The sequence below is a fragment of the Geobacillus sp. Sah69 genome (assembly GCF_001414205.1).
GTDB classification, from domain to species: domain Bacteria; phylum Bacillota; class Bacilli; order Bacillales; family Anoxybacillaceae; genus Geobacillus; species Geobacillus stearothermophilus.
Window position 1 is genome coordinate 350674 of record NZ_LLKS01000032.1, and the last position, 22820, is coordinate 373493.

The following is a 22820-nucleotide window of genomic DNA, read 5'->3' on the forward strand; positions in this document are numbered from 1 at the left end:
TCCTCCTCTACTGCCAGGCGTTTAGGCCGCCTTTGACGTTCGTCACGTGCTGAAATCCCATTTTCTTTAACAGTCGGCTTGCTTTTTGGCTTCGCATCCCGCTTTGGCAAATGACAATCACTTCTTTCTCTTTCGATAGTTCGTGAGCACGGGCTGTCAATTCGTGCAGCGGGATGTTCCGAAACCCTGGCAGATGGTAAGACTGAAACTCCAAAGGGGTGCGCACATCAATATATTGCACCCCAGGTTCTTTCAACCGGCGTTTCAATTCCGCTGTTGTGATCATCCGCACCCCTTTCGGCGGGATGAAGCGGCTGGCAAAAAACCAAACAAGCAAAACAAACAGGATGATGTTGATGATGGTTTGCGACATAGGATTCCCTCATTTGATTAAATGAATAAGTTCACATTTCCTTCCGACGCATCAGCCAAATACGCGGCGACGCCAGCAAACTCAACGCCATCGATCAATTCCTCCGGCTTCAGCCCAAGCAAATCGACTGTCATTTGGCAAGCGACGAGTTTCACGCCTTGCTCTTTCGCCATCTCGATCAACTGCGGAAGCGGCATGGCGTTATGTTTTTTGATCACCTTTTTGATCAACTTCGGGCCGATGCCGGCAAAATTCATGCGCGACAGCCCCATGCGGTCCGCGCCGCGCGGCATCATTTTCGCGAACATCTTTTCAAGAAACCCTTTTTGCACGGGAACCGGCGCCTCTTTCCGCAAGGCGTTCAGCCCCCAGAACGTATGAAAGATCGTCACGTCATGGTCGTAGGCAGCGGCGCCGTTGGCGATGATGTAAGCCGCCATCGCCTTGTCATAGTCGCCGCTGAACAAAATGATCGTCGTCTTTTTCTTCGGCTGTGTCATCTGGCTGCCTCCTTCCTTTCATACCTGTATGGGTATAAAAATGTGCACACATTATCCTTTTTGGATCCAGAACATCAACACACCGTTGTCTTCTTTCATCTCAAGCACCGTATGGCCGCTCGCTTTCGCCCATGCCGGCAAATCGTTTTTCGCCCCTTTATCGGTCGTGTGCACCTCGAGCACTTGACCTGATTGCAATTCGTCCATCGCTTTTTTCGCTCTCACCACCGGCATCGGGCAGGCCAATCCTTTTGCATCCAATACTTTCGTTGCGTTCATTTTGATAACCTCCTTGATATCATACGTTTTATTACCATTACCCCTATGGGTATATTACTACGAGAAAAAGAACGTTGTCAACACCTTTTTGTTGAGCAACGCATTAACGGCTTTTCACAAGCAGTTCCACTGCTTCTTTGACAAGACTGTCTGTGCTTTCCCCTTTTTCCATGCTTTCACGAAGACAATGTTCCAAATTGGTGCTGACGATGACGGCAATGGCGCGGTCAATGGCATTGCGCGCCGCCGACAGCTGGGAAACGACGCTCTTGCAGTCTTTCCCTTGTTCCATCATGCCAAGGACGCCTTTAATTTGTCCTTCAATCCGTTTTAAGCGGTTTTTGATCTCTTTGTTATATTCCATCGGCTCGTTCGCCCCCTTTCTTGACAATCACAAGCCGTGACCGAATAGCTGTTCACCTCATAGCCATAGCGGCGCAACAGGCGGATGCCGACGTTTTTTTCGATGGCATCCTGGGCAATGATATGAAGCGGCTTTCGCGGGATATGCCGAACATGCCGTTTCAAATACGCCACCGGAATATGCAACGCTTGGCCAAATATGGAGCCGTTGCTTTCATTATAATCGCGCAAGTCAAGAAGAAGCAAGCCGTCCGGCACCTCTTCTACCGGAAGGCATGGGATATGTTTTACAGGATAGTAGCGTCGATACAACGCTGCGCCCAAAAGAATGAGAAAGAATAACAAACTGCTAACGATCAACGGTTCACCCCCTCTATTCACCCTATGCATGATCATTATATACCCTATACGGTATAATGAAAATAAGAAATATTTTCCTCAACAATTGGTTATTCCCAGCGAATCAAAAGACCATAGACAGCCGGGTGAAAACGGACAAGTTCCACGTTGCCCGCCTTTTGCTTCACATAGGAAAACAGTTCCTCCGACGGAATCCGCTCATGGAGCGGCGGCCCCATTTCGCTTTCCATCGTCTCCCATTCGATCAACAGAAACTGCCCGTTTGGCCTCATCACACGGCGAATTTCGTCAAGGGCGGCTTCTTTTTGTTCCACCTCATGAAAGACAAATGCCATGATCCCTTTGTCCACCGAATGCGAAGGCAAGGCGGTCGAAGCGACATCCGCCACCCGATATTCGATGTTGGTGACCGCTAGTTTCGCGGCTCGCTGTTTTAGCAATTCAATCATTTCTGGCTGCACATCGACCGCATACACTTTTCCGTTTGTCGCCTGCGCGAGAGGAATCGTGAAATAACCATTCCCGGCGCCAAGATCGACGACCGTGTCATCCGGTTTCACGGACAACATCGAAATGACCCGTTGCGGGTCGATCCATTCCTTGCGCTTCGGATCCAATAATCGTTCAGCATGTTCGTAATGAAAACGATGCCCTGTCATCCTTTTCCCTCCTATTCCTCACTTCCATTTCATTATACTCGCAAAGAGAGGAAAAAAGCCGGCATTGGAAAACGCCGGCTTTTCCCTACCGAACGGCGCACCGGTTTGGACCGATTTCCATCTCCCGTTGTTCCTCTTCCGTAGGATGCAATTTCCCCATGTTGGTCTGCCGAATTTCCTTGTAAGCCGGATCGATATAAGTTGCAATAAAGATTTTCCGATTGTTCGATTCTGTTTTCCTTCATAACAAGTCATTTTGATAGAATGCGGTGGGCGCTCTACTGGATGTAAAACAAAGTTTCAACTTATATAGTGTAAAAAAATATACTTAATGACCCGTGGTGCTAGATAAAACTCAGACAAGCATAAAAATAGCCCTTGCTGGCGGATCTCCAGTAGAATGAAAGTGTCACCCAACATTCGAAAGGAGAGATCCCCCATGCAAGAGCACTTTCATTTTACTACAGATCCAGCCAAACTTCAAAAACAATATGCCGCTATTTTCTGTTTTGTTTCTGCCCAACTGTCGTTGATTCAAATGTATCTTCATCGCCGCAACCGTCACTTGGTCAAGCAAGAAGACGAAGTGGTCATGGCGGTTCACCTTTTGGGGAAGCTGCTGGGCTTTTCTTCCGAACGAGCCTGGCATCGTTTTGTCACGGGAAATTTGTTCACAAACGGCTCGTTTCTTGAACGCTCCCGATACAACCGCCGCTGCCGGGCGCTTGGTTTCGCCATCAAATGGATCCGTCATGAGCTGGCGAAACGTGGCCAACACCATGCTTATGCGGTCGTCGACAGCTTGCCTCTTCCGTTGTGCCATCCCGYRAGAATGCAGCGCGTCAAGCGATTTCGAGGGATCGCGGATATGGGGTATTGTGCTTCCAAAAAGCAATGGTACTACGGTTTCAAGCTGCATCTTCAAGTGACCAATCAAGGGCTGGCCATGGGCTATGTCGTGACGGAAGCGTCCTGCCACGACGTCAAAGCCGCTGAAACGGTGATGACTCAAATCCCTCATCCCTACAACTTTGGGGACAAAGGGTACATCAGCCRCGCTCTTCGAGAAAAGCTGTACGAAGAACACCAAGCYGCGTTCTGGACACCGTCTCGACACAATCAAAAGCACGGCCCATCCAARGCATGGGAAGAATGGATCCRAAAAAAACGCAAAGTCATCGAGACGGTGTTTTCGATTCTCGTAGACCAATACCGGATCACCGACATTCGAGCGAATTCCATGGCCGGGTTTGAAGTGGCACTCGATGGCATCTTGTTGGCTTATTCCTTGGTTACACTAGGGCTGGTTGAGCGCTGACGCTCAACTAGCACCACGGGTACTTAATGATATAAAAGGCATCCAGATGCAATGAATGCACTGTATCATCCAGAAAGAATGAATACAATTTGCAATGAGTGAAAATAACAGGTATATAACATTTATTTGTAAGTATGTTCTTTATGATCATAAAGTGACAAAAAGTATACTATCGCGTTATAATCAACATGGGGGTGAAATGATGGGTCACGTTTGTGGCAAGACGTATAATTGTGAAAAAGAATTAACACTCGCTGTTATTGGCGGTAAATGGAAAATGCTTATTTTATGGCATCTAGGAAAAGGGGGAAAGAAGCGGTTTAGCGAACTAAAAGCCCTCATGCCTGGGATCACCCAAAGAATGCTTGTTAACCAGCTGCGGGAGCTGGAGCAAGATCAAATTGTTCATCGCGAAGTCTATCCGGTTGTTCCGCCAAAAGTGGAATATTCATTGACCGAACATGGGAAAAGTTTGATGCCAATTCTTGATGCGATGTATGAATGGGGCAAAAACTATATGGAGACGGTCGTAAAGGGGCAAGTAAAAATCAATGAAGCAACCAAGTAGAAAGCTTTCTCCGTTATGAAAGCTTCGAAAACGATCTGCGTGTATGTTATATGCACTTTTCTTTTTTTGCTGGTAAACAAAGAAATACATACATGAAAGATAATGAGGAAAGCAATAAGTTTTATAATTAGACGCGAAAAACCAACGGACAACCATCTTTATGAAAGAACCGCTGTCCGTTGGTTTTTCTGCATATGCGTTGATGACTGTTGATGGAGTCCCGAAAATGGCGTAAAAGAAAAACGGCAAAAAAGTGCTTTGGTTTTCCAGTGGCCCGAGTTCACTGACAATAAATAAGGACTTGGCATGGCTGTTCGAATGCGAGAAAGGTCTGGAAAAAAATATTCCGAATTTCTTTTTTTATTTTTAGGTATAATTTTTCACACTATGTAACACGAAAGTATCTACTTGTTAAATAGAATGATGTGCCTAATAATATCAGTATCGCCACATGAATGGGCGATACGTTGCTAGATGGATAATGAGAGAGGAGGGGTAAGAATGTATCGAAAGGAGTTTTATATCTTTGACCAAGATCGTCCTGTTCCAGCGGTGATCCGAAATTATGAAGAAAAGGACTTTCCTGGATTAATCCGCATTCAACAGGAAAGTTTTCCTCCGCCATTCCCGTCTGAATTATGGTGGAATACGGAACAGCTGAAAAACCATGTGACACTCTTTCCAGAGGGAGCCTTATGTGTTGAGGTGAATGGCGAAATTGCGGGGTCAATGACAGGGCTTATTGTCGACTTTGATCCCAGCCATCCGGACCATACATGGGAAGAGATCACGGATCATGGATATATCCGTAACCATAACCCAAACGGGAATACGCTTTATGTCGTTGATATTGGCGTGCGCCCTACCTACCGCAAATGGGGGCTGGGAAAATGGCTGATGCTATCCATGTATGAAGTGGTTGTTCATTTGGGACTAGAGCGGCTGTTAGGCGGAGGGAGGATGCCTGGCTATCATAAAAAAGCGCATGAGATGACAGCGGAGCAATATCTCGAAGCGGTAGTAAAAGGCAAATTGAAAGATCCTGTTATTACCTTCCTGCTTCGCTGCGGCCGCACACCTGTCAAAGTGGTGGCGAACTATTTAGAAGATGAAGAATCGTGCAATTATGCTGCACTGATGGAATGGAAAAATCCTTTTTATCGCGCAAAATCTTAAAGGAGAATGATGAAAATGGAGTATCGCAGAATTACGAGCATTGAAGACCCTTTGTTTAAGAAAATGCATCAATTGATGCAAAATGTATTTCCTCCGGAAGAAGTGTTAGCATTCGATCTGTGGAAAGAGCCTTTGGAAGATCCGGGAATTCGTGTGTGCGTTGCTGTTCACGAAGGAGAGGTAGTAGGCGCAACGGAGTACCGTTATTATGAAGATTTAAATGTCGCGATGACAGATTTCACCATTATCGGCCAAGCAGGACTGGGGATCGGCCGGTTTTTAGCCAAAAAGCGGCTGGAGGATTTGCAAAATTGGGCCGCTGCAAATGGAAAGCAGTTGTATGGCATGTTCGCCGAGATTTATGATCCTTATCGGGTGAAGCATTATGAATTTGGCGGGATTAAGCCGATGGATCCATATGTTCGTCGTGAGGTATTATCTCATTTGGGATATAAGCGGCTTGACTTCCCTTATGTCCATCCATCTTGGAACAATGATGGAGAAGCCGTAACCGGGCTTGATCTTTGTTTCCTTCCGATGGACGATAGCGTGAATGAACTTCCAGCGGATCTTGTTGTGAAGTTTTTGAAACGTTATTATTCTGTCTTATCGAACAAACCAAGGGATTGGTATGAAATGATGGAAAAACTAGAGACGAAAAACACCATACCGCTATTACCGATTTAATAAAAACACCATGCTTATGGAACCTTAAAAAAATTCTTCCAACTTCAGTGCGTCTTTTATCGTTTCCCTATCGAAAGCAGCAAAAATGCTATTTCGATGCTGGAAAGGGGTATGGGCCTAGAACGGGTGGCCGAACAGCGCTGTGAGGTTTGCGCGGGGCGCGGCATTGTTCTGAGGCCGCCTTTTGACAGCGTCCTTGCTGCTTTTCAAGATATCGCAGCCATGCGGCCCAAGGCGACGCCCGACTTTGACCAAAGGTATGTGACGCCCGAGACAACCGTTCAGCGGCTGGCACTGATGGCCCAACAGGGAGATCTGATGGGGCGAGACTGCCCGCCTTCTGCAGCGGGAATACCCGTTACCGAGGGCGGGCGTTTTGTTCGCCGTTTCCTGACATCTGCATGCGGAGTTGCGTTCTTCAAGGTTTGCTGAATGACATTTGCCACCATCGCACGATTTTACCGATGGATTATGGAAGGCAACAGACTTTTGAGAGTTTTTGACGCCGCGTGCAACCATGAAAGGAGTGGTCATCGATTTTGCAAAAAGTCTTGGCACCCCCCGCGTTCTGACTGATAACCGATTTGATTTGTAATGATCATCGAGGGAATGCTGATAGTGGGAGAGCGGCTGATGTGCACGAAAGGAATGAACGATCATGGATCGATCACAAGAATCCAATCTCCCGATTAAAAAAAGACCGCAAAGCGTTTCTTAAAGAAAGCTTTGCGACCTTTTCTCCTTTCCCCCGTGATTAAGTTGAAAATTTCGTTTAAATAGCTTAAAATTTCGAATGGTTAAAGATGTCTGCGCAACATTCCTTATACTCTATTCCAGATTGGCGTGTCTTTTGAACATGGTATTGGAGTCCAATCCTTTTTTCTCCATGCATCTTAATATGATCGCATCATAAAACAGCAAGAGGGTTTGCTCAAAAAGCGATCCCATCGGCTGTATCGTTTTGTATCCGTTATCTGACTGGTCTTTAGGCGAGCCAGGCAATTTGACCGTGATATCAGCCAATTGTCCAATGGTCGATTCAGGGAAAATGGTCACTAACGCTACGGTTGCCCCTAAGCTTTTCGCTTTTTCAGCCATGGAAAGCAGTTTTTGCGTTTTTCACGACACGTTTGATTGTGGCAAGGTCTTCAAGAGAGTTTTTGCCGACTGCTTGAAGATCATAACCTGTGTGTACGCAAATATAGTCGACTCCAAACCCATCTACTTCTTTCGCTCGTTCTTCTAAATTTTTAACCCCGATCATGTCCACCAATATTTTCCTGAGTTCGACAGTTTTGAGGCCATTTCAGGCAAATGAACATGGCCAAAATGCTGTGATATCGCGGTAAAGCTGGCCGTACGAAATGCCCGTCAGCTCAAGCAGTCCTTTTTTCGAGATCAATTCTTGTTCCATGAGCCGCACACCCCCTTCCTTTTGTTAATTGCAGCATAACATTGTTACGTTATAAAGAGAGGCGAAAACAACAGCGCCATACGCATGGCAAAAAACGAACCAAAGCGGTTGACAACTTGTCAGCTCGCTCATTACAATGAAACCAATTTCCGCCGATGATCAGGCGATGGACATGAGGAAAGGAGAGTCAGCAGCATGAATTCGATCTTACAAAAACAGCTAGCCACCGCAGCGAAACAAACCGAAGCGGATCTCGTTGTCAAAAACGGGAAAATCGTCAACGTGTTTACACGCGAAATCATCGAAGGGGATCTCGCCATTGCGGAAGGGATGATCGTCGGCATCGGCCGCTATGAGGGAAGGAAAACGATCGATGCCGAAGGGCGTTATATATGCCCGGGGCTGATTGACGGACACGTGCATATCGAATCGTCGATGGTGCCCCCGAGCGAATTCGCCCGCGTCGTTCTCCCGCATGGCGTGACGACCGTCATTGCCGATCCGCACGAAATCGCCAATGTCGCTGGCGTCCGCGGCATACAATTTATGCTCGACGATGCGAAACGGACGCCGCTCGATGTGTATATGATGCTGCCGTCGTGCGTGCCCGCCACTTCGTTCGAACATGCCGGAGCCTCCTTATCCGCGGCGGAACTGGCGCCGTTTTTCAACGATGAACGCGTTCTCGGATTGGCGGAAGTGATGGACTATCCGTCATTAAGGGAACAACAACCATCGATGCTTGACAAACTGGCGCTCGCGGCAAACGCCAACCGCCTCATCGACGGCCACTTGGCCGGCCTTGATGCCAACGCCATCAACGTCTACCGAAGCGCCCGCATCCATACGGACCATGAATGCGTCACCGCCGACGAAGCGCTTGAACGCGTTCGCCGCGGCATGTACGTGCTCATTCGCCAAGGATCGGTCGCCAAAGACCTCGAAAAACTTCTTCCTGCCGTCACGGAGCACAACGCGCGCCGCTTTTTGTTTTGCACGGATGACAAACATCTTGATGACTTATGGTTCGAAGGCAGCGTCGACCACAACGTGCGGCTCGCCATTCGCGCCGGGCTCGACCCGCTTCTGGCCATCCAGATGGCCACGTTAAACGCCGCCGAGTGCTACCGGTTGTCGACGAAGGGCGCTGTCGCCCCGGGGTATGACGCCGACTTTTTGTTCGTTGAGGATTTGGAAACGCTGAAAATCACCCATGTCTTCAAACAAGGGGCGCTCGTCGCCGAACATGGAAGGGCAACGCTTTCCTTCCATCCGGCATCCAGTGAAACCGAACCGAAATTGCTTCAATCCATTCGTTGCCGACCCGTCACCGAATCGGATCTTCGCATCCCGATGACGAAAGGAAACAAAGCCCATGTCATTGAGATCATCCCAAACCATTTGCATACGAACCATCTTGTCACCGAAGTCGATGTCCGCGACGGGGCCTTTTCCCCTTCGGTCGAACGGGATTTGCTGAAGCTTGTGGTCGTCGAACGCCATCGCGGCCTCGGCATCGGCCTTGGCATCGTCCGCGGTTTCGGATTCAAAGCAGGCGCCATCGCTGCTTCGATTGCGCACGATTCGCATCACACCATCGCCGTCGGCACAAACGACCGCGACCTCATCGTCGCCATTGAACAGCTCCGCCAACAACAAGGCGGGCTTGCCGTCGCCAAAGACGGAGCGGTGCTCGCTGGATTACCGCTTGAGATCGGCGGATTGATGACAAGAAAAGATTATACTGAAGTGTTAAATGGATTGAAACAGATCCATGAAGCGCTGGACTCGCTCGGCTCAAGCCATGCCTTCAACCCGTTTATCACACTGTCCTTCCTCGCCTTGCCGGTCATCCCGGAGCTCAAGCTGACCGACCAAGGGTTATTTGATGTGAACAAATGGGAATTCATTCCTATTGAAGCGGTTTAAACCCTCCTATTTGCGCTGACGCTTCGAAGCGATAAGATTTGGCGAGCACCCGCCTTACAGAAAGCTGCCACTTAAAGCCGACCCGCCAAAAAAACAAGTCCCTTCATCTCCTCCATTTATCAGCCAAGGGGATGAAGGGATTTTCTTCGCCCCGCCTATTTTTCTCTTTTTTACAGCGCCATGCGGCATTGGCATAAGCACATTCCTGCATGATTGTAAAGCAGCAACATGGTCGAAAGGAAGGTGCAAGGAAATTGATCACCATCAGCCTTTGCATGATCGTCAAAAATGAAGAAGACGTCCTTGCCCGCTGTTTGGACAGCGTCCGACATCTCGTAGACGAGATCGTGATTGTGGATACAGGGTCGACCGATCGCACGAAAGAAATCGCCCGATCCTACACCGCACGAGTCATCGACTTTCCTTGGAGCGATGATTTCTCTGTGGCGAGAAATTTCTCCTTTTCCCACGCCGCAATGGACTATATTTTTTGGCTGGACGCAGACGATATCCTGCCGGCAGAAGAGCAAACAAAATTTCTCACACTGAAGCACACCCTTTCTCCTGACATCGACTCCGTCACCATGATTTACAGCCTTGCCCAAGATGAAGATGGAAAAACGATTTCCAGCGTCCGCCGCAACCGCCTCATCAAACGAGCCAACCGCTTCCGATGGCATGGGGTCGTTTACGAATATTTGGAAGTATGGGGAACCATTCTCAATAGCGACATTACCATCATTCATCAACCTACTCATCACGCTTCAGACCGAAATTTAAAAATTTACGAGAGGCAGCTAGCACAAGGAATAGAACTTTCGCCAAGAGATCTATTTTACTTTGCCAACGAATTGTTTGACCATCAACAATACGAACAAGCCATTCAGTATTACGAACAGTTTTTGCAGACAAAAAAAGGATGGGTGGAAGATTGTATTGCCGCCTGCGGAAAGGTAGCGGATGGTTTTGATGCGCTCGGTGATGAAGAACAGGCATTGCGATATGCGTTCCGATCGTTCGAATACGATACCCCTCGGGCTGAATGCTGCTGCCGGCTCGGCTATTACTTTCTTCAGCGCAAGCAATATCGGCTTGCCGCATTTTGGTACCATTTAGCCACTCAGCTCACAATGCCTTCCGACAGCTGGGGATTTGTTCATCATGCTTGTTGGACTTGGCTTTCCCACTTGCAGCTTTGTGTATGTTACTTTTACATGGGCGAGTACGAGTTAGCATACCAACATAACGAAAAAGCCAAACAATACGTTCCTCAGCATCATGCAGTGTTGCACAACGAATGCTTGCTGCAATCCATTCTCGCCGCCGAAAGCACGTTCCACCAAGCCGATGAATCGCGATGAAAGGAGCATTCCCGTTAGGAGCTTTTCCGGGGACTTGATCAAAAAAAGCCCTCTTGGTATGATGCAGGGGTGTCAAACAATACCTACCATCATGCCAAGGAGGACTTCAGATGAATTGTACACAAAACTATAAAATTGATCAAGTTACGGAACAAACGCTTGTCGTGGGCATCGATATCGCGAAACGAACCCACTACGCCTGCTTCGYGGATGACCGGGGGCGCGTGCTTCGCAAGTCGTTCCCGATCTTCCAGTCGAAAGAGGGGTTTCAGCAGCTGTATAAAGCGATTCAGGAGGCGATGCAAGCGTTTGGGAAGTCAGAGGTGATCGTCGCGGTGGAGCCGACCGGGCACTACTGGTTGAACCTGGCCTACTTCCTCGAGGAGCACGGGATCCCGTTGGTCATGGTCAACCCGGCGCATGTGTGCCGGTCGAAAGAACTYGATGACAACCTGCCGACGAAACACGACGCCAAAGACGCCCTGGTCATTGCCAGACTGGCAAAAGACGGACGATTCCTCGTTCCCCGGCTGCTGCACGAGATYGAAGCCGATTTGCGCGTGGGRAGCACGCTCAAAGAGAAGCTCCGCAAGGAACAGACGGCGGTGAAAAACGCGATCGTCCGCTGGACGGATCGGTATTTTCCAGAGTTTTGGACCGTGTTTCGTGACTTGGGGAAAACGGCGCTTTCGGTGTTGGAGTGGACGCCGCTTCCGGCTGATATGGCCGGCCGGACGGTGGAGGAGCTTCTTGAGGTGTACCGGCAAAGCGAAGGGATGAAATGCCCGCAGAAGGCCAAAATTCAGGCGTTGATCAACACCGCGAAGGACTCGATTGGGGTGACGGAAGGGACAGCGATGGCCCGGTTTGAGATCGCCGCGCTCGTCCGCCGATACCGCCAATTGGAGGCGGAGATCGCTGCACTGGACGCCGAGTTGAAGGCATTGGTTCAAACGACGATGGAGTACCAATGGTTGAAAACGGTCGACGGGTTGGGAGACGCCACGATCATCGATCTGCTGGCGGAGATCGGCAGCTTCGCCCATTATCGGGACCCGCGCCAATTGGTGAAGTTGGCGGGCCTGACGCTCAAGGAGAACTCCTCCGGCCAGCGCAAAGGGCAAAAGCACATCTCCAAACGGGGACGGAAACGGCTGCGCTCGGTGCTGTTTCGGGCGATGATTCCGCTGATTCGGCACAACGAGGCGTTTCGCGAGCTGCATGAGTATTATACGACCCGATCCGTCAATCCGCTGACCGGAAAGCAGTCCATCGTCGCCTTGTGCCGGAAGCTGTTGAATGTGCTGTTTGCGATTTGTACGAAGAAACAAGCGTTTGACGCGGAGCGAATGAAACAGGACGTCTTGTCCCAGGTGCAACGGGCGGCCTAAGGCCTCCCCCTGCGAACGGAAGAATCGTTGGACAACGAGATGACACCGGAGAAGCTGGCGTGATTTTATCCATTCGACCTTGAGTCCCCAAAGGAGCTTGGCCGGCCTCCGCCTGATGACGAGACCGAACGAGGGAATGTTGGCGCGAAGACGCCCGGAGACATGGGAGGGTTCGTCCTCATCAGCGACGCGGAGATCCAAAGGGTGCATCGAATACGCTTCCCCCACGGCAGGAAAATATAACCATCCGTGGCCGCGAAGCGCACCCTAGGTCTGTAAGATATCCACAAAACTGAAAAAGGATGTAAGAGATTTTGTCGAAAAATATTTTTTGGACACCCCTGAGGGGCCGAAAAGCCTTGATAAATCAACATTTCTAGAGGGAGGGACAGTGCTTGTTGTCCGTTTTAAATCTTCAATGAAGCAATGCTCGAATTTAGACATGATTTACTTTAAAATGCTATGCCGGACGATTTTTGAACAACAAGGTTTTTCAACATTTCCTGTCGATTTTCACAGCAGCATCGTATTTATTATGATCAATAACAGGGAAATGAAAACATGGAAAAGTCGAATGAAAATAGGACTGAATTCTTTGCTTGAATCGGATTATATTCAAAAGAAGAAATTACCTCAATTTGTTGTCGGGGTCGGAAAATTTATCGAAAATGTTTCTCATATGGACAAAAGTTATCGGACAGCTTTAGAGACGATCAAAATTCAACATCATCTTGGCGGCAGGGCCAATAGCTGTTTTTATGAGGATTTGCATATTTATCGAATTATTTCCCTTATTCATAAATACAATGATTTGTATGAAGTTGTCATGGAATACTTAGAGCCTGTTCTTCAATACGATGAAAAATATAATGGAAACTTGTTGGAAACGTTAAAGGTATATTTGGCGTGTAACGGTTCAAAAAAAGAAACCGCACAAAGACTATTTGTCGTTAGGCAAACGCTATATCATCGAATCCAAAAACTAGAATCGCTTTTAGGAGAGGATTTTATGAATCCGGAAAAGCGGCTCGCTATTGAGTTTATGATCAAGGCATATGAATATTTACAATTGCAAAGTATGGAAAACAAATATGTACAGCATGATCGGTTGCGAAGATTGTAAGTAAGAAGTCTCCCCCCCTGAGAAGCGAAAAGCAGAAGATGCCGTAGGCTTCTAGGGGGATTTCTTTCGTAAAAACATCCATGAGCAATTTTTTGCTCTCCACCGACATGAAAATCTCAGTCCAAGACGCGCACATTTTCAAAATTTGGTCACATTGTGGAATAAATAGGCTAATCTCTTTTACGCTTTGTCTAGTGAAGGTAATCAAAAACTGGAGGATAATTTTGTGTAACAATACAAAATATTTAGATCATGAACAAAGATAGGAATAAGGAGGAGAATCTGATGTCCATCACCAAACCGGAAACAACGGTTCTCAAAAACTATATCGGCGGACAGTGGGTGGCATCGAGTGGCACAGAAACGCTAGAAGTCCCGAACCCGGCGACTGGGGAAGTGTTGGCGCGTGTTCCGATCTCAACCAAAGAGGATGTCGATCAAGCGGTGCAAGCAGCCAAGAAAGCGTTTGCGACGTGGAAAGATGTCCCTGTTCCCAAACGAGCGCGGATTATGTTTTCATTTCACCATTTGTTAAACCAGCATCATGAGGAATTAGCGGAGCTTGTCGTACAGGAAAATGGCAAAGCGTATAAAGAAGCGTACGGAGAAATTCAACGGGGGATTGAATGCGTGGAGTTTGCGGCCGGCGCTCCGACTTTGCTGATGGGGGAATCGCTGTCGAATATTGCCGAAGAGATTGACTCGGAAATGTTTCGTTATCCGTTGGGAGTTGTGGCAGGGATCACTCCGTTCAACTTCCCCATGATGGTGCCGCTTTGGATGTTCCCGTTGGCGATTGTGTGCGGCAATACGTTTGTATTGAAGCCATCGGAACGGACGCCCATTTTGGCCAATAAGTTAGCAGAACTGTTTACGGAGGCAGGTGCCCCTCCTGGAGTGCTCAATGTCGTTCATGGATCGCATGAGGTGGTCAATGCCTTGATTGATCATGAGGATATTCGTGCGATTTCATTTGTCGGTTCACAGCCAGTGGCCAAGTACGTGTATGAACGGACAGCAGCGCAAGGCAAACGAGTGCAGGCGTTGTCGGGGGCGAAAAATCATCATATTGTCATGCCAGATGCGGATGTAGAGACGGCCGTACAACATGTGATCAGCTCAGCGTTTGGCAGCGCGGGCCAGCGTTGCATGGCTTGCAGTGCAGTCATGATTGTCGGGGAAAACGAAACGTTCGTCCGTCGGTTGAAACAAAAAGCAGATGAGTTGATTATTGGGAATGGCATGGATCCGGAAGTGTTATTAACCCCGGTCATTCGGCAGTCTCATCGTGAAAAGGTGCTAGGCTACATTCAAAAGGGGATTGAAGAGGGCGCGGTATTGCTGCGCGATGGGCGAAAGGAAATGGATGATAGACCCGAAGGCAATTTTTTAGGTCCCACGATTTTTGATTATGTCACTCCGGATATGACGATCGCGAAAGAAGAGATCTTCGCACCTGTATTAAGTTTGCTGAGGGCCAATGATTTAGATGAAGCGCTCAGCTATATTCGGAAGTCTCGGTATGGGAACGGGGCGACGATTTATACAAAGGATGCGAAGGCCGTCCGGAAATTCCGTGAAGAGGCCGATGCGGGGATGTTGGGCATTAACGTCGGCGTGCCGGCGACGATGGCGTTTTTCCCGTTCTCTGGCTGGAAAGATTCGTTTTACGGTGATCTTCATGTGAATGGAAAAGATGGCGTGAATTTTTACACGCGCAAAAAGATGATTACTTCCCGGTTTGATTTTTAACCTGTGTTGGATGAAAGGGGCAGAGAATCATGCAAACTGAACAACCCCACCAACTGTGGCTCGACAAAGACGACCGATATATCTGGCATTCGATGAAGCCGTATAACCCACAAGCAACGCTGATTGCGGCCGAAGCGAAAGGCTGCTGGGTGACGGATGCAGCTGGACACCAGTATTTGGATGCGATGGCTGGGCTCTGGTGCGTCAACGTCGGCTATGGGCGCGAGGAGCTTGCCGAAGCGGCGTATGAGCAGCTGAAGACGCTGGCGTATTTCCCGCTCACGCAAAGCCATCGTCCGGCGATCGAGCTCGGGGAAAAACTCAACGAACTGTTAGGCGATGAGTATGTGATTTTCTTTTCCAACAGCGGGTCGGAAGCGAACGAAACGGCGTTTAAAATCGCTCGCCAATACCATCAGCAGCGCGGGGAGCATCACCGGTACAAAATCATTTCCCGCTACCGGGCGTACCATGGGAATTCGATGGGGGCGCTCTCAGCGACCGGGCAGGCGCAACGGAAATACAAATACGAACCGCTCGCGCCAGGGTTCCTCCACGTGCCGCCGCCGGATGTGTACCGCGACCCGGATGCGGCGGATGACCCGCGCCGGTTGCGGGCGGTCAAGGCCATTGATGATGTCATGACGTGGGAGTTGAGTGAAACGATTGCGGCCGTCATTATGGAGCCGATCATTACTGGGGGCGGTGTACTCATTCCTCCGGACGGGTATATGAAAGCGGTCAAAGACGTGTGTGAAAAACACGGGGCTTTGCTGATTGTTGATGAAGTCATCTGCGGCTTCGGCCGGACAGGAGCGGCGTTTGGATTTCAACACTACGGCGTTAAGCCGGACATCATCACGATGGCAAAAGGCATCACGAGCGCCTACTTGCCGCTGGCGGCAACGGCAGTGCGAAAAGAGATTTATGAAGCGTTCAAAGGAACGGATGAATACGACTACTTCCGCCATGTCAATACGTTTGGCGGCCACCCGGCTTCGTGCGCGGTGGCGCTGAAAAACATTGAGATCATGGAGACGGAGCGGCTGTTTGATCGCTCGCGCGAGGCAGGGGAACGGCTGCTTGATGAGCTCAAAACGAACCTAGCCGGCCACCCGTATGTCGGCGATGTGCGCGGCAAAGGGCTGCTTGTCGGCATTGAGCTTGTCGCTGACAAAGCGACGAAAGAGCCGCTCGATGTGTCGCTTGTCAATCAAGTGATCCATCGATGCAAAGAAAACGGCCTCCTCATCGGCAAAAACGGAACGACGGTCGCCGGGTACAACAACGTGCTCACCTTGTCGCCGCCGCTTTGCATCACGGATGATGAACTTTCGTTTGTGGTCCGCGTCTTGAGCGGGGCGCTAGCGGCCATTCAATAAGAAGAACAAACGCCAGCTTGGGTCGACAGGCTGGTGTTTTGTTTGCCTTCGTGCAGACATTCGGCAAAACATAGAAGCAGGCCGCTGTCGCTAGGGTTGGACGTTCTCCCGGTTTCGAGATGGGAGATTTTTAGACATCTGCCTTAGGGCAGGCTGCCCGATCATCGATTCCTGTGCGTTTGACGAAAGATCGATCATGAACACTGAATGGTCAGAACCGTTTTAACTCCATCCAAATACATACGTTAGTGGAATAGCTAAGTCCTCAAATTGTGCGGAATGCAGCGTGTCTTGTTGCCCGTATGTGGCATGCCGTTGATAGGCTCCTTCGTGCAAATGGTATACATGAATCATTTTGTTAGCCGTATCGACGATCCAATATTCTGCAATGCCATAGTGTTGGTACGTGTAAAATTTTTCGTTGTAATCTTTTAAAGCGGTTGAAGGTGACAAAACTTCAACAACTAGCGCAGGCGCCCCGTAACATCCTTTTTGGACAATCTGTTTTTTATTGCAGATCACGGCAATATCGGGTTGGACAATGTCATCAGGGGTTTCATACGTTTCATTTTTGCTAAGGAATACATCAAACGGCGCCATAAAGACGTAACAATGTTGGTTTTGGAAAAAATGGCGCAAAGCAAAATACAATTCTCCGACGGCAAATTGATGTTCCGAAGATGGAGCAGGTGTCATATTATAGGCTTTTCCATTTATCAGTTCCCAGCGGCCTTCCCATGTTTTCCAGTCAGCGTACGTGTAAATTTTGTTCAAGTCAGGGGTATTGCCCACTGTTTCACCTTCTTTCATCTTAAAGATATGTTTGTTTACAGTTTAACATAACGAAGTCAAGGAAGTGTAGGAAGGACTTTTATGAGACATTTATTCATCACCCGCCTACGCTGACAACCGGAAGCGAGGGTTTTCTTGGTTCAGAAAGGAATCTGGCGTTTGGTTGTCGAATGACATGAGAGAAGAATGCATGAAGAAAGGAAGAGGAATGATGTCCGCATTTCAAGCGTTTGTCGTCAACAAAACCGAAACAGAATTTACCGCCGGCGTGCAGACGATATCCATGGATGATTTGCCGGAAGGAGACGTCGTTGTCCGCGTCCATTATTCAAGCGTCAACTACAAAGATGGATTGGCGTCCATTCCGGACGGCAAAATTGTGAAAACGTATCCGTTCGTGCCGGGAATTGATTTGGCCGGGGTGGTTGTCTCGTCGCAACATCCGCGCTTCCGCGAAGGGGACGAGGTGATCGCGACCGGTTATGAAATCGGTGTGACGCATTTCGGGGGCTACAGTGAATATGCTCGCCTGCACGGCGATTGGCTCGTGCCGCTGCCAAAAGGGTTGACGTTGAAAGAAGCGATGGCGATTGGGACGGCTGGGTTTACAGCGGCGCTGTCCATTCACCGTCTTGAGGAGCATGGGTTGACGCCGGAACGCGGACCGGTGCTTGTCACGGGGGCGACGGGCGGCGTCGGGAGTCTGGCCGTGTCGATGCTCGCCAAGCGCGGCTATACGGTGGAAGCGAGCACAGGCAAAACGGCGGAGCACGACTATTTGCGCGCCCTCGGCGCCAAGGAAGTGTTGACGCGCGAAGACGTCACGGCTGAACGCATTCGTCCGCTTGATAAGCAGCGCTGGGCCGCGGCGGTCGACCCGGTCGGCGGCCGGACGCTGGCGACGGTGTTAAGCCGCATCCGCTACGGCGGAGCGGTGGCGGTGAGTGGGTTGACAGGCGGCGTCGAGGTGCCGACAACCGTCCATCCATTCATTTTGCGCGGCGTCAGCTTGTTTGGCGTTGATTCCGTCTATTGTCCAATGGATGTGCGCCTCCGCATTTGGGAGCGGCTCGCTGGCGACTTAAAGCCGGATTTGGAGCGGATTGCTCAAGAGATTTCGCTCGCTGAATTGCCGCAAGCGCTTAAGCGCATTTTGCGCGGCGAACTGCGCGGCCGGACGGTCGTGCGGTTAGGATGACGTTCGGACGCAATCGAACGGAAGCAGCGTCCGAACTTGGTGCTCTCCACATCTTCTTTTGAATGATCCTTGATGAGTGAAGGCGATGGAAAGGGGAAGTGTGCAGAAGAAGAAAGGAAAGACGCAGGGGGAAGCACCTGCGTCTTTTTTTGTGATCTCGAATCCGTTTTTCGACGTGAGCGTAGGCGGGGGAGCGTTCACCCCCGCAATTGATACCGCTCGAGCTCCGCGAAAAAGTCTTTCACAAACCGGTAAAACACTTTTACCGACGGAGCGAGTTCGTGGTGGTCGGAAATGATAATGCCGACGTTGCGCTTTACTTGCGGCATCTCGATTGGCACTTTGGCGGCGTAGCGAAGAAGGCTTTCCGACAAGGCGCTTTCCGGCAGGAGGGTCACGCCGATGCCAGCGGAGACAAGCCCTTTAATGGCATCGAGATCTTCGCCTTCCGATGAAATGTTGGGCGAAAATCCGGCTTGGTGGCAAGCGTCAATAACGATTTGATGCAAAATGTATCCTTTTGGAAACGTTACAAATGGATCATGGCGCAGTTCGTTCAATACGATCCGGTCGCGGCGGGCGAGCGGATGGCTGTTCGGCAGGAGGGCGGCAAACGGTTCGGAAAACAAAATTTCTCCTTTAATGCCGATTTCATGAACCGGAATCGGTCCGAGAAAGGCAAGGTCGATCTCCCGTTTTTTCACCGCTTCGATTAAATAATAGTACGACCCTTGGCGGAGATGGAACGAGACGTTTGGGTGCTCCGCTTTAAAGGCGGAGATGACCATCGGCATCATGTGGCTTGCCAGGCTTGTTGGAAACCCGATTTTAATCGTTCCGCGTTCCGGGTCCAAATACTCTTCGATTTGTTGCTTTGCATCCTCGACCGCCTTTAACACCGCTTCGGCGTGCGACAAAAAATGGCGGCCGATCGGGGTGAGCTTCACGTTTCGCCCTTCCCGTTCAAACAGCTGCACGCCAAGCTCCGCTTCGAGGTTGGCAATTTGCCGGCTGATCGCCGACTGCGCGACATGGAGGGCGTCGGCGGCTTCGGAGACGTGTTCGCGCCGGGCGACTTCCACGAAATATTGCAGTTGCCGCAGCTCCATTTTTCTCCCTCCTTTTGATTGATGGTATTGTCAAAAGTTTATCCTCCACACTCACGGTTTTCCCTTGAGTTTCAACGGTTGGAAGAAAAAAAGCTTGCCACCCCCGTTGTTTTCGGCCATCATTGAGGTAACGACACCCAACAGCCAAAACAAAGGAGTGACAAGCTTTGTTACCTCAATTATTAGCCTATTTGCTCGAAATAATCAAGACCCAATATCAAATCATTGTGTATTTGATGGGTGTGATCGTGGGAAAATCCTTGAATCTCGAGGACTTGGACGAACCCATCCAAAAGCCGTACCGGAAACTTCAGGTCGATGACCTTCCGATCATCGATGTGCCGGAAACCCTTGATTACCGGAAGCTGTTGGCAGACTATGAAGCCCAGCACGGACGTCCTTTACGGCCCATCCAGCGCCGCGCGAATGCGAAACACCGTGTTCCGGATTCGTTGACCTGCCCTCGCTGCCAGGCTCCCTCTTCTTACCTGTACGCCAATAACGGCGGAAAMGGGCAATACCAATGCAAAGTGTGCCAGTGCCGGTTCAACCACCGAAATCGGTTCACCAAGCAAGCGGTCTTTCGCTGCCCGCACTGCAAAAAGACGCTGGAAAARATCAAGGAACGCAAAGAATACMACATCTATAAGTGCAAGAACAACGMTTGCCCGTTTTACCAGGCCAACCTTCGCCGGATGACSAAGAAGGAGCGCCAACAGTTTCAACAGGATCCTCAAGCCTTCAAGGTGCGGTATTTGTTTCGAGAGTTCTTGTTTGACTTTCTCCCGTTGGCTTCCTCGTCGCYCATCMARCCGAAGGTCGATTTGTCCCGGCTGGCTGCGTCGCCGCACGTGTTGGGGCTCGTGTTGACGTACTACGTCAACTTTGGGATGTCCTCGAGGGAGACCGCCGCCGCCATGAAGGACATCCATGGCGTCTCGATCTCCCATCAGACGGTGCTCAACTACGCCAACAGCGTCGCGCTTTGGATCAAGCCCTTTGTCGACCGGTTCCCGTATGAGCTGTCCGGTTCGTTTTGCGGGGACGAGACGTATATTCGCGTCAAAGGGCGCTGGCATTACCTGTTCTTTATGTTTGACGCCGTCAAAAAGATCGTGCTGTCGTATCGCGTCTCGCCCAACCGGGACACGCTCTCGGCCATCAAGGCCATCGATGATGTCCTCAGGAAGCTAGCGTCCCTCCCAGACGACTTGTCGTTCGTCGTGGATGGCAACCCGATTTACCTGCTGGCGCAACACTTCTTCGCCCAACACGGGATTTCATTTGACGTCCGCCAAGTGATCGGGCTGACCAATGAGGATCCGGTCTCGGAAGAGTTTCGCCCTCTCAAGCAGATCATCGAGCGATTCAACCGGACCTTTAAAGGCAACTACCGCCCGACCCATGGGTTTGGTGCGGAAGAAGGCTCGGTGTCCTTTGTGACGCTGTTTGTGGCGTATTTCAACTTTCTGCGCCCACACAGCGCGCTCGAAGGCCGGGTGCCGGTCGTCATCCCGGAACTGGCGGATCTTCCGCATATGCCGGCCCGGTGGACGAAGCTGATCGCCATGGCACAAGCGTTTCTCCAACAAGAGGCGGCCTGACTTTTTTGTCCTCCGGAGCCCGTTGAACAGAACTCCTGCCGGATTCGGCGAAGCGAACCCTTGACCAACCGAACACCGCCAAAGGTAAAATTCGGTCATGGCAAGGGCGGCTTTCTTATTGCCTTCTTTTTTGTCCCCGTCGCCCTTGACGACTCTTCCGCACCTTTGGCGGGTGTTGGTCAAGGGCGAATCCGGCCCTCCGCATGCCCCACGATGCTCAATGGGATGATCTGTGTGGAGTTTTCATAGAACTTTTGACGCTACCGCGTCGCTTCAGTACTTATTAATGTGTCCTACAACGCGCAAAAATAGCAGAGCGAACACCCGCTTCCGACCTGTCCGCGTTCTTCGCTGCTTGACGTTCCGCTGCACGGGCCCGGCAACGGCATGAGCATGATTTGGCATGGCGAGGAAGCGACATGGAGCGAACCGGTCGCCTCGCTCATCGCTGGCGCGTTTTCCTGGGTTGGGGAAACCAGCCATTTTTGAGCATATTTTGCGCACCTGCGTGGAAAGCGGGGCGCTGTTAGGCGACCGGATCCGGATGAATGCCATCCATTCGCCGCGCGTCTATATGCGGAGCCTTGCGACGCGCCATTCCCGCTCTGAGCTGTCGCCGGCGATCCGCGACGCCATTTCGGTCGTCAAAGCGGCCGGTTTTGATCTCGTCATTGTCGAAACGAGCGGGATCGGCCAGGGCGATGCCGCCATTACCGAAGTATGCGATGTTTCGATGTATGTGATGACAAGCGAATTCGGAGCGCCAACGCAGCTTGAGAAAATCGATATGACCGATTACGCCGATTTGATCGCCATTAACAAGTTTGAACGCAAAGGCTCGGAAGATGCAAAACGGCAAGTGCAGAAGCAGTATCAACGAAGCCATCAGCTGTTTGACCGTGATCTATCGGAAATGCCGGTATACGGCACGATCGCCAGCCAGTTTAACGACCCGGGCACGAATACGCTTTTTGTCGCACTTGTCGATACGAGCAACCGGAAAACGGGAACGAACTGGAAGACGAATTTGAAAACCGTTGCCAACGTTGAAAAGCATAACGTCATCATCCCGAATGAGCGCCGCTACTATTTGCGCGAAATCGCGGAGACGGTCCGCTCGTACCACCGCCGCGCCGAGCAGCAAGTCGAGGTGGCCCGACGCCTCTTCCAAATCGAAGGGGCCATCGAAGCGGCGAAGGAACGGGACGAAGCTGAAGACGTGATCCGCGCGCTCGAAACGCTCAAAGCCGATTACGAAGCGAAGCTGACGCCCGAATCGAAGCGCATTTTGGCGACATGGGAAGAGACGAAAGCGAAATATGCGGCGAAGACATTCGTGACAAAAGTGCGGGACAAAGAAATTGTCACCGAACCTCTCTTTTGCTTTTTTCGCCAAATATGTAGCATAAACCCCGACAATTTGTTTATAATGAATGGTATGTATTCCACTTGCATTCATTTGTTTCATTATATAGAAGGGGA

General features: G+C 50.2%; 20 protein-coding genes and 5 pseudogenes. 14 read left to right on the forward strand and 11 right to left on the reverse strand.

Features of this window, described 5'->3' with window-relative positions:
• Window positions 1-7: 7 nt before the first annotated feature.
• The 6 genes from AP057_RS08240 to AP057_RS08265 all read right to left on the reverse strand — a co-directional run bounded on the left by AP057_RS08240 (window position 8) and on the right by AP057_RS08265 (window position 2534).
• On the reverse strand, window positions 8-373 hold the full coding sequence (locus AP057_RS08240; protein ID WP_050367406.1) for a rhodanese-like domain-containing protein: 366 nt from the start codon (window positions 371-373) through the stop codon (window positions 8-10).
• A 17-nt stretch (window positions 374-390) separates the two neighbouring features.
• A complete protein-coding gene (locus AP057_RS08245) occupies window positions 391-873 on the reverse strand; it encodes a DsrE/DsrF/DrsH-like family protein (RefSeq protein ID WP_020278578.1) in 483 nt (160 codons plus the stop codon).
• Between the two features lie 51 nt (window positions 874-924).
• Complete coding sequence (locus AP057_RS08250; RefSeq protein WP_020278577.1) at window positions 925-1152, reverse strand: sulfurtransferase TusA family protein; 228 nt, start codon at window positions 1150-1152, stop codon at window positions 925-927.
• Window positions 1153-1255: 103 nt separating this feature from the next.
• Window positions 1256-1516 (reverse strand): metal-sensitive transcriptional regulator, encoded by a 261-nt coding sequence (locus AP057_RS08255; protein ID WP_013145015.1) that lies wholly within the window; start codon window positions 1514-1516, stop codon window positions 1256-1258.
• A complete protein-coding gene (locus AP057_RS08260; protein WP_055358497.1) occupies window positions 1483-1875 on the reverse strand; it encodes a hypothetical protein in 393 nt (130 codons plus the stop codon). The genes AP057_RS08255 and AP057_RS08260 overlap by 34 nt, the downstream gene beginning before the upstream one ends.
• Before the next feature lie 89 nt (window positions 1876-1964).
• Window positions 1965-2534 carry a class I SAM-dependent methyltransferase gene (locus tag AP057_RS08265; protein WP_015375142.1) on the reverse strand — a complete coding sequence of 190 codons (570 nt, stop codon included), beginning with the start codon at window positions 2532-2534 and terminating at the stop codon, window positions 1965-1967.
• Window positions 2535-2973: 439 nt separating this feature from the next.
• Between AP057_RS08265 and AP057_RS08270 the strand changes: the two genes are divergently transcribed.
• The 5 genes from AP057_RS08270 (at window position 2974) to AP057_RS17860 (ending at window position 6715) form a co-directional block, all read left to right on the forward strand.
• Window positions 2974-3852 (forward strand): IS982-like element ISGsp1 family transposase, encoded by an 879-nt coding sequence (locus tag AP057_RS08270; protein ID WP_055358498.1) that lies wholly within the window; start codon window positions 2974-2976, stop codon window positions 3850-3852.
• A 202-nt stretch (window positions 3853-4054) separates the two neighbouring features.
• Window positions 4055-4420, forward strand: a complete 366-nt coding sequence (locus AP057_RS08275; RefSeq protein WP_055358499.1) for a helix-turn-helix domain-containing protein — start codon at window positions 4055-4057, stop codon at window positions 4418-4420.
• A 501-nt stretch (window positions 4421-4921) separates the two neighbouring features.
• Complete coding sequence (locus tag AP057_RS08280; protein ID WP_055358500.1) at window positions 4922-5596, forward strand: GNAT family N-acetyltransferase; 675 nt, start codon at window positions 4922-4924, stop codon at window positions 5594-5596.
• A 15-nt stretch (window positions 5597-5611) separates the two neighbouring features.
• Window positions 5612-6283: a hypothetical protein gene (locus AP057_RS08285; RefSeq protein WP_055358501.1), complete on the forward strand. Its 672-nt coding sequence runs from the start codon at window positions 5612-5614 to the stop codon at window positions 6281-6283.
• Between the two features lie 111 nt (window positions 6284-6394).
• A complete protein-coding gene (locus AP057_RS17860) occupies window positions 6395-6715 on the forward strand; it encodes a bis-aminopropyl spermidine synthase family protein (protein WP_055358502.1) in 321 nt (106 codons plus the stop codon).
• Between the two features lie 396 nt (window positions 6716-7111).
• Here AP057_RS17860 and AP057_RS08295 read toward each other — a convergent pair.
• The 3 pseudogenes from AP057_RS08295 to AP057_RS08300 all read right to left on the reverse strand — a co-directional run.
• Window positions 7112-7402 (reverse strand): annotated as a pseudogene (locus AP057_RS08295) (6-phospho-3-hexuloisomerase); the annotation flags it as partial.
• Window positions 7377-7565: pseudogene (locus AP057_RS16260) on the reverse strand (3-hexulose-6-phosphate synthase); the annotation flags it as partial. The pseudogenes AP057_RS16260 and AP057_RS08295, both read right to left, overlap by 26 nt.
• A gap of 60 nt (window positions 7566-7625) precedes the next feature.
• Window positions 7626-7697: pseudogene (locus tag AP057_RS08300) on the reverse strand (DUF4004 family protein); the annotation flags it as partial.
• A gap of 195 nt (window positions 7698-7892) precedes the next feature.
• Here AP057_RS08300 and ade point away from each other — a divergent pair.
• The 6 genes and pseudogenes from ade to AP057_RS08330 all read left to right on the forward strand — a co-directional run bounded on the left by ade (window position 7893) and on the right by AP057_RS08330 (window position 16635).
• Complete coding sequence (ade, locus tag AP057_RS08305) at window positions 7893-9626, forward strand: adenine deaminase (protein ID WP_055358503.1); 1734 nt, start codon at window positions 7893-7895, stop codon at window positions 9624-9626.
• Window positions 9627-9880: 254 nt separating this feature from the next.
• On the forward strand, window positions 9881-10987 hold the full coding sequence (locus tag AP057_RS08310) for a glycosyltransferase (protein WP_200910062.1): 1107 nt from the start codon (window positions 9881-9883) through the stop codon (window positions 10985-10987).
• A gap of 110 nt (window positions 10988-11097) precedes the next feature.
• Window positions 11098-12378 carry an IS110 family transposase gene (locus tag AP057_RS08315; RefSeq protein WP_055358505.1) on the forward strand — a complete coding sequence of 427 codons (1281 nt, stop codon included), beginning with the start codon at window positions 11098-11100 and terminating at the stop codon, window positions 12376-12378.
• 379 nt (window positions 12379-12757) lie between these two features.
• Window positions 12758-13501 (forward strand): annotated as a pseudogene (locus AP057_RS08320) (PucR family transcriptional regulator); the annotation flags it as partial.
• Between the two features lie 285 nt (window positions 13502-13786).
• Window positions 13787-15253 carry a CoA-acylating methylmalonate-semialdehyde dehydrogenase gene (locus AP057_RS08325; RefSeq protein ID WP_055358506.1) on the forward strand — a complete coding sequence of 489 codons (1467 nt, stop codon included), beginning with the start codon at window positions 13787-13789 and terminating at the stop codon, window positions 15251-15253.
• A 29-nt stretch (window positions 15254-15282) separates the two neighbouring features.
• On the forward strand, window positions 15283-16635 hold the full coding sequence (locus tag AP057_RS08330) for an aspartate aminotransferase family protein (protein ID WP_055358507.1): 1353 nt from the start codon (window positions 15283-15285) through the stop codon (window positions 16633-16635).
• Window positions 16636-16857: 222 nt separating this feature from the next.
• Here the strand turns inward: AP057_RS08330 and AP057_RS08335 are convergent, their stop codons facing one another.
• Window positions 16858-17445 (reverse strand): Uma2 family endonuclease, encoded by a 588-nt coding sequence (locus AP057_RS08335; protein ID WP_033011094.1) that lies wholly within the window; start codon window positions 17443-17445, stop codon window positions 16858-16860.
• A gap of 193 nt (window positions 17446-17638) precedes the next feature.
• Here AP057_RS08335 and AP057_RS08340 point away from each other — a divergent pair, with 193 nt between their 5' ends.
• Window positions 17639-18625, forward strand: a complete 987-nt coding sequence (locus tag AP057_RS08340; RefSeq protein ID WP_055358508.1) for an acryloyl-CoA reductase — start codon at window positions 17639-17641, stop codon at window positions 18623-18625.
• A gap of 197 nt (window positions 18626-18822) precedes the next feature.
• On the opposite strand, the gene AP057_RS08345 is transcribed toward AP057_RS08340, so the two are convergent.
• Window positions 18823-19734: a LysR family transcriptional regulator gene (locus tag AP057_RS08345; RefSeq protein ID WP_033016617.1), complete on the reverse strand. Its 912-nt coding sequence runs from the start codon at window positions 19732-19734 to the stop codon at window positions 18823-18825.
• Window positions 19735-19901: 167 nt separating this feature from the next.
• On the opposite strand from AP057_RS08345, the gene AP057_RS08350 reads away from it, so the two are divergent.
• Both AP057_RS08350 and AP057_RS08355 read left to right on the forward strand, forming a co-directional pair.
• Window positions 19902-21338 carry a DDE-type integrase/transposase/recombinase gene (locus AP057_RS08350; RefSeq protein WP_055358509.1) on the forward strand — a complete coding sequence of 479 codons (1437 nt, stop codon included), beginning with the start codon at window positions 19902-19904 and terminating at the stop codon, window positions 21336-21338.
• 517 nt (window positions 21339-21855) lie between these two features.
• Window positions 21856-22710, forward strand: a pseudogene (locus AP057_RS08355) (methylmalonyl-CoA mutase); the annotation flags it as partial.
• Window positions 22711-22820 lie beyond the last annotated feature (110 nt).

Excerpts from the sequence above, each read along its gene's own strand:
- AP057_RS08240 (WP_050367406.1), bottom strand. The coding sequence starts at position 373 with ATGTCGCAAACCATCATCAACATCATCCTGTTTGTTTTGCTTGTTTGG.
- AP057_RS08245 (WP_020278578.1), bottom strand. The coding sequence starts at position 873 with ATGACACAGCCGAAGAAAAAGACGACGATCATTTTGTTCAGCGGCGAC.
- AP057_RS08250 (WP_020278577.1), bottom strand. The coding sequence starts at position 1,152 with ATGAACGCAACGAAAGTATTGGATGCAAAAGGATTGGCCTGCCCGATG.
- AP057_RS08255 (WP_013145015.1), bottom strand. The coding sequence starts at position 1,516 with ATGGAATATAACAAAGAGATCAAAAACCGCTTAAAACGGATTGAAGGA.
- AP057_RS08265 (WP_015375142.1), bottom strand. The coding sequence starts at position 2,534 with ATGACAGGGCATCGTTTTCATTACGAACATGCTGAACGATTATTGGAT.
- AP057_RS08275 (WP_055358499.1), top strand. The coding sequence starts at position 4,055 with ATGGGTCACGTTTGTGGCAAGACGTATAATTGTGAAAAAGAATTAACA.
- AP057_RS08280 (WP_055358500.1), top strand. The coding sequence starts at position 4,922 with ATGTATCGAAAGGAGTTTTATATCTTTGACCAAGATCGTCCTGTTCCA.
- AP057_RS08285 (WP_055358501.1), top strand. The coding sequence starts at position 5,612 with ATGGAGTATCGCAGAATTACGAGCATTGAAGACCCTTTGTTTAAGAAA.
- AP057_RS17860 (WP_055358502.1), top strand. The coding sequence starts at position 6,395 with ATGGGCCTAGAACGGGTGGCCGAACAGCGCTGTGAGGTTTGCGCGGGG.
- ade (WP_055358503.1), top strand. The coding sequence starts at position 7,893 with ATGAATTCGATCTTACAAAAACAGCTAGCCACCGCAGCGAAACAAACC.
- AP057_RS08325 (WP_055358506.1), top strand. The coding sequence starts at position 13,787 with ATGTCCATCACCAAACCGGAAACAACGGTTCTCAAAAACTATATCGGC.
- AP057_RS08330 (WP_055358507.1), top strand. The coding sequence starts at position 15,283 with ATGCAAACTGAACAACCCCACCAACTGTGGCTCGACAAAGACGACCGA.
- AP057_RS08335 (WP_033011094.1), bottom strand. The coding sequence starts at position 17,445 with ATGAAAGAAGGTGAAACAGTGGGCAATACCCCTGACTTGAACAAAATT.
- AP057_RS08340 (WP_055358508.1), top strand. The coding sequence starts at position 17,639 with ATGTCCGCATTTCAAGCGTTTGTCGTCAACAAAACCGAAACAGAATTT.
- AP057_RS08345 (WP_033016617.1), bottom strand. The coding sequence starts at position 19,734 with ATGGAGCTGCGGCAACTGCAATATTTCGTGGAAGTCGCCCGGCGCGAA.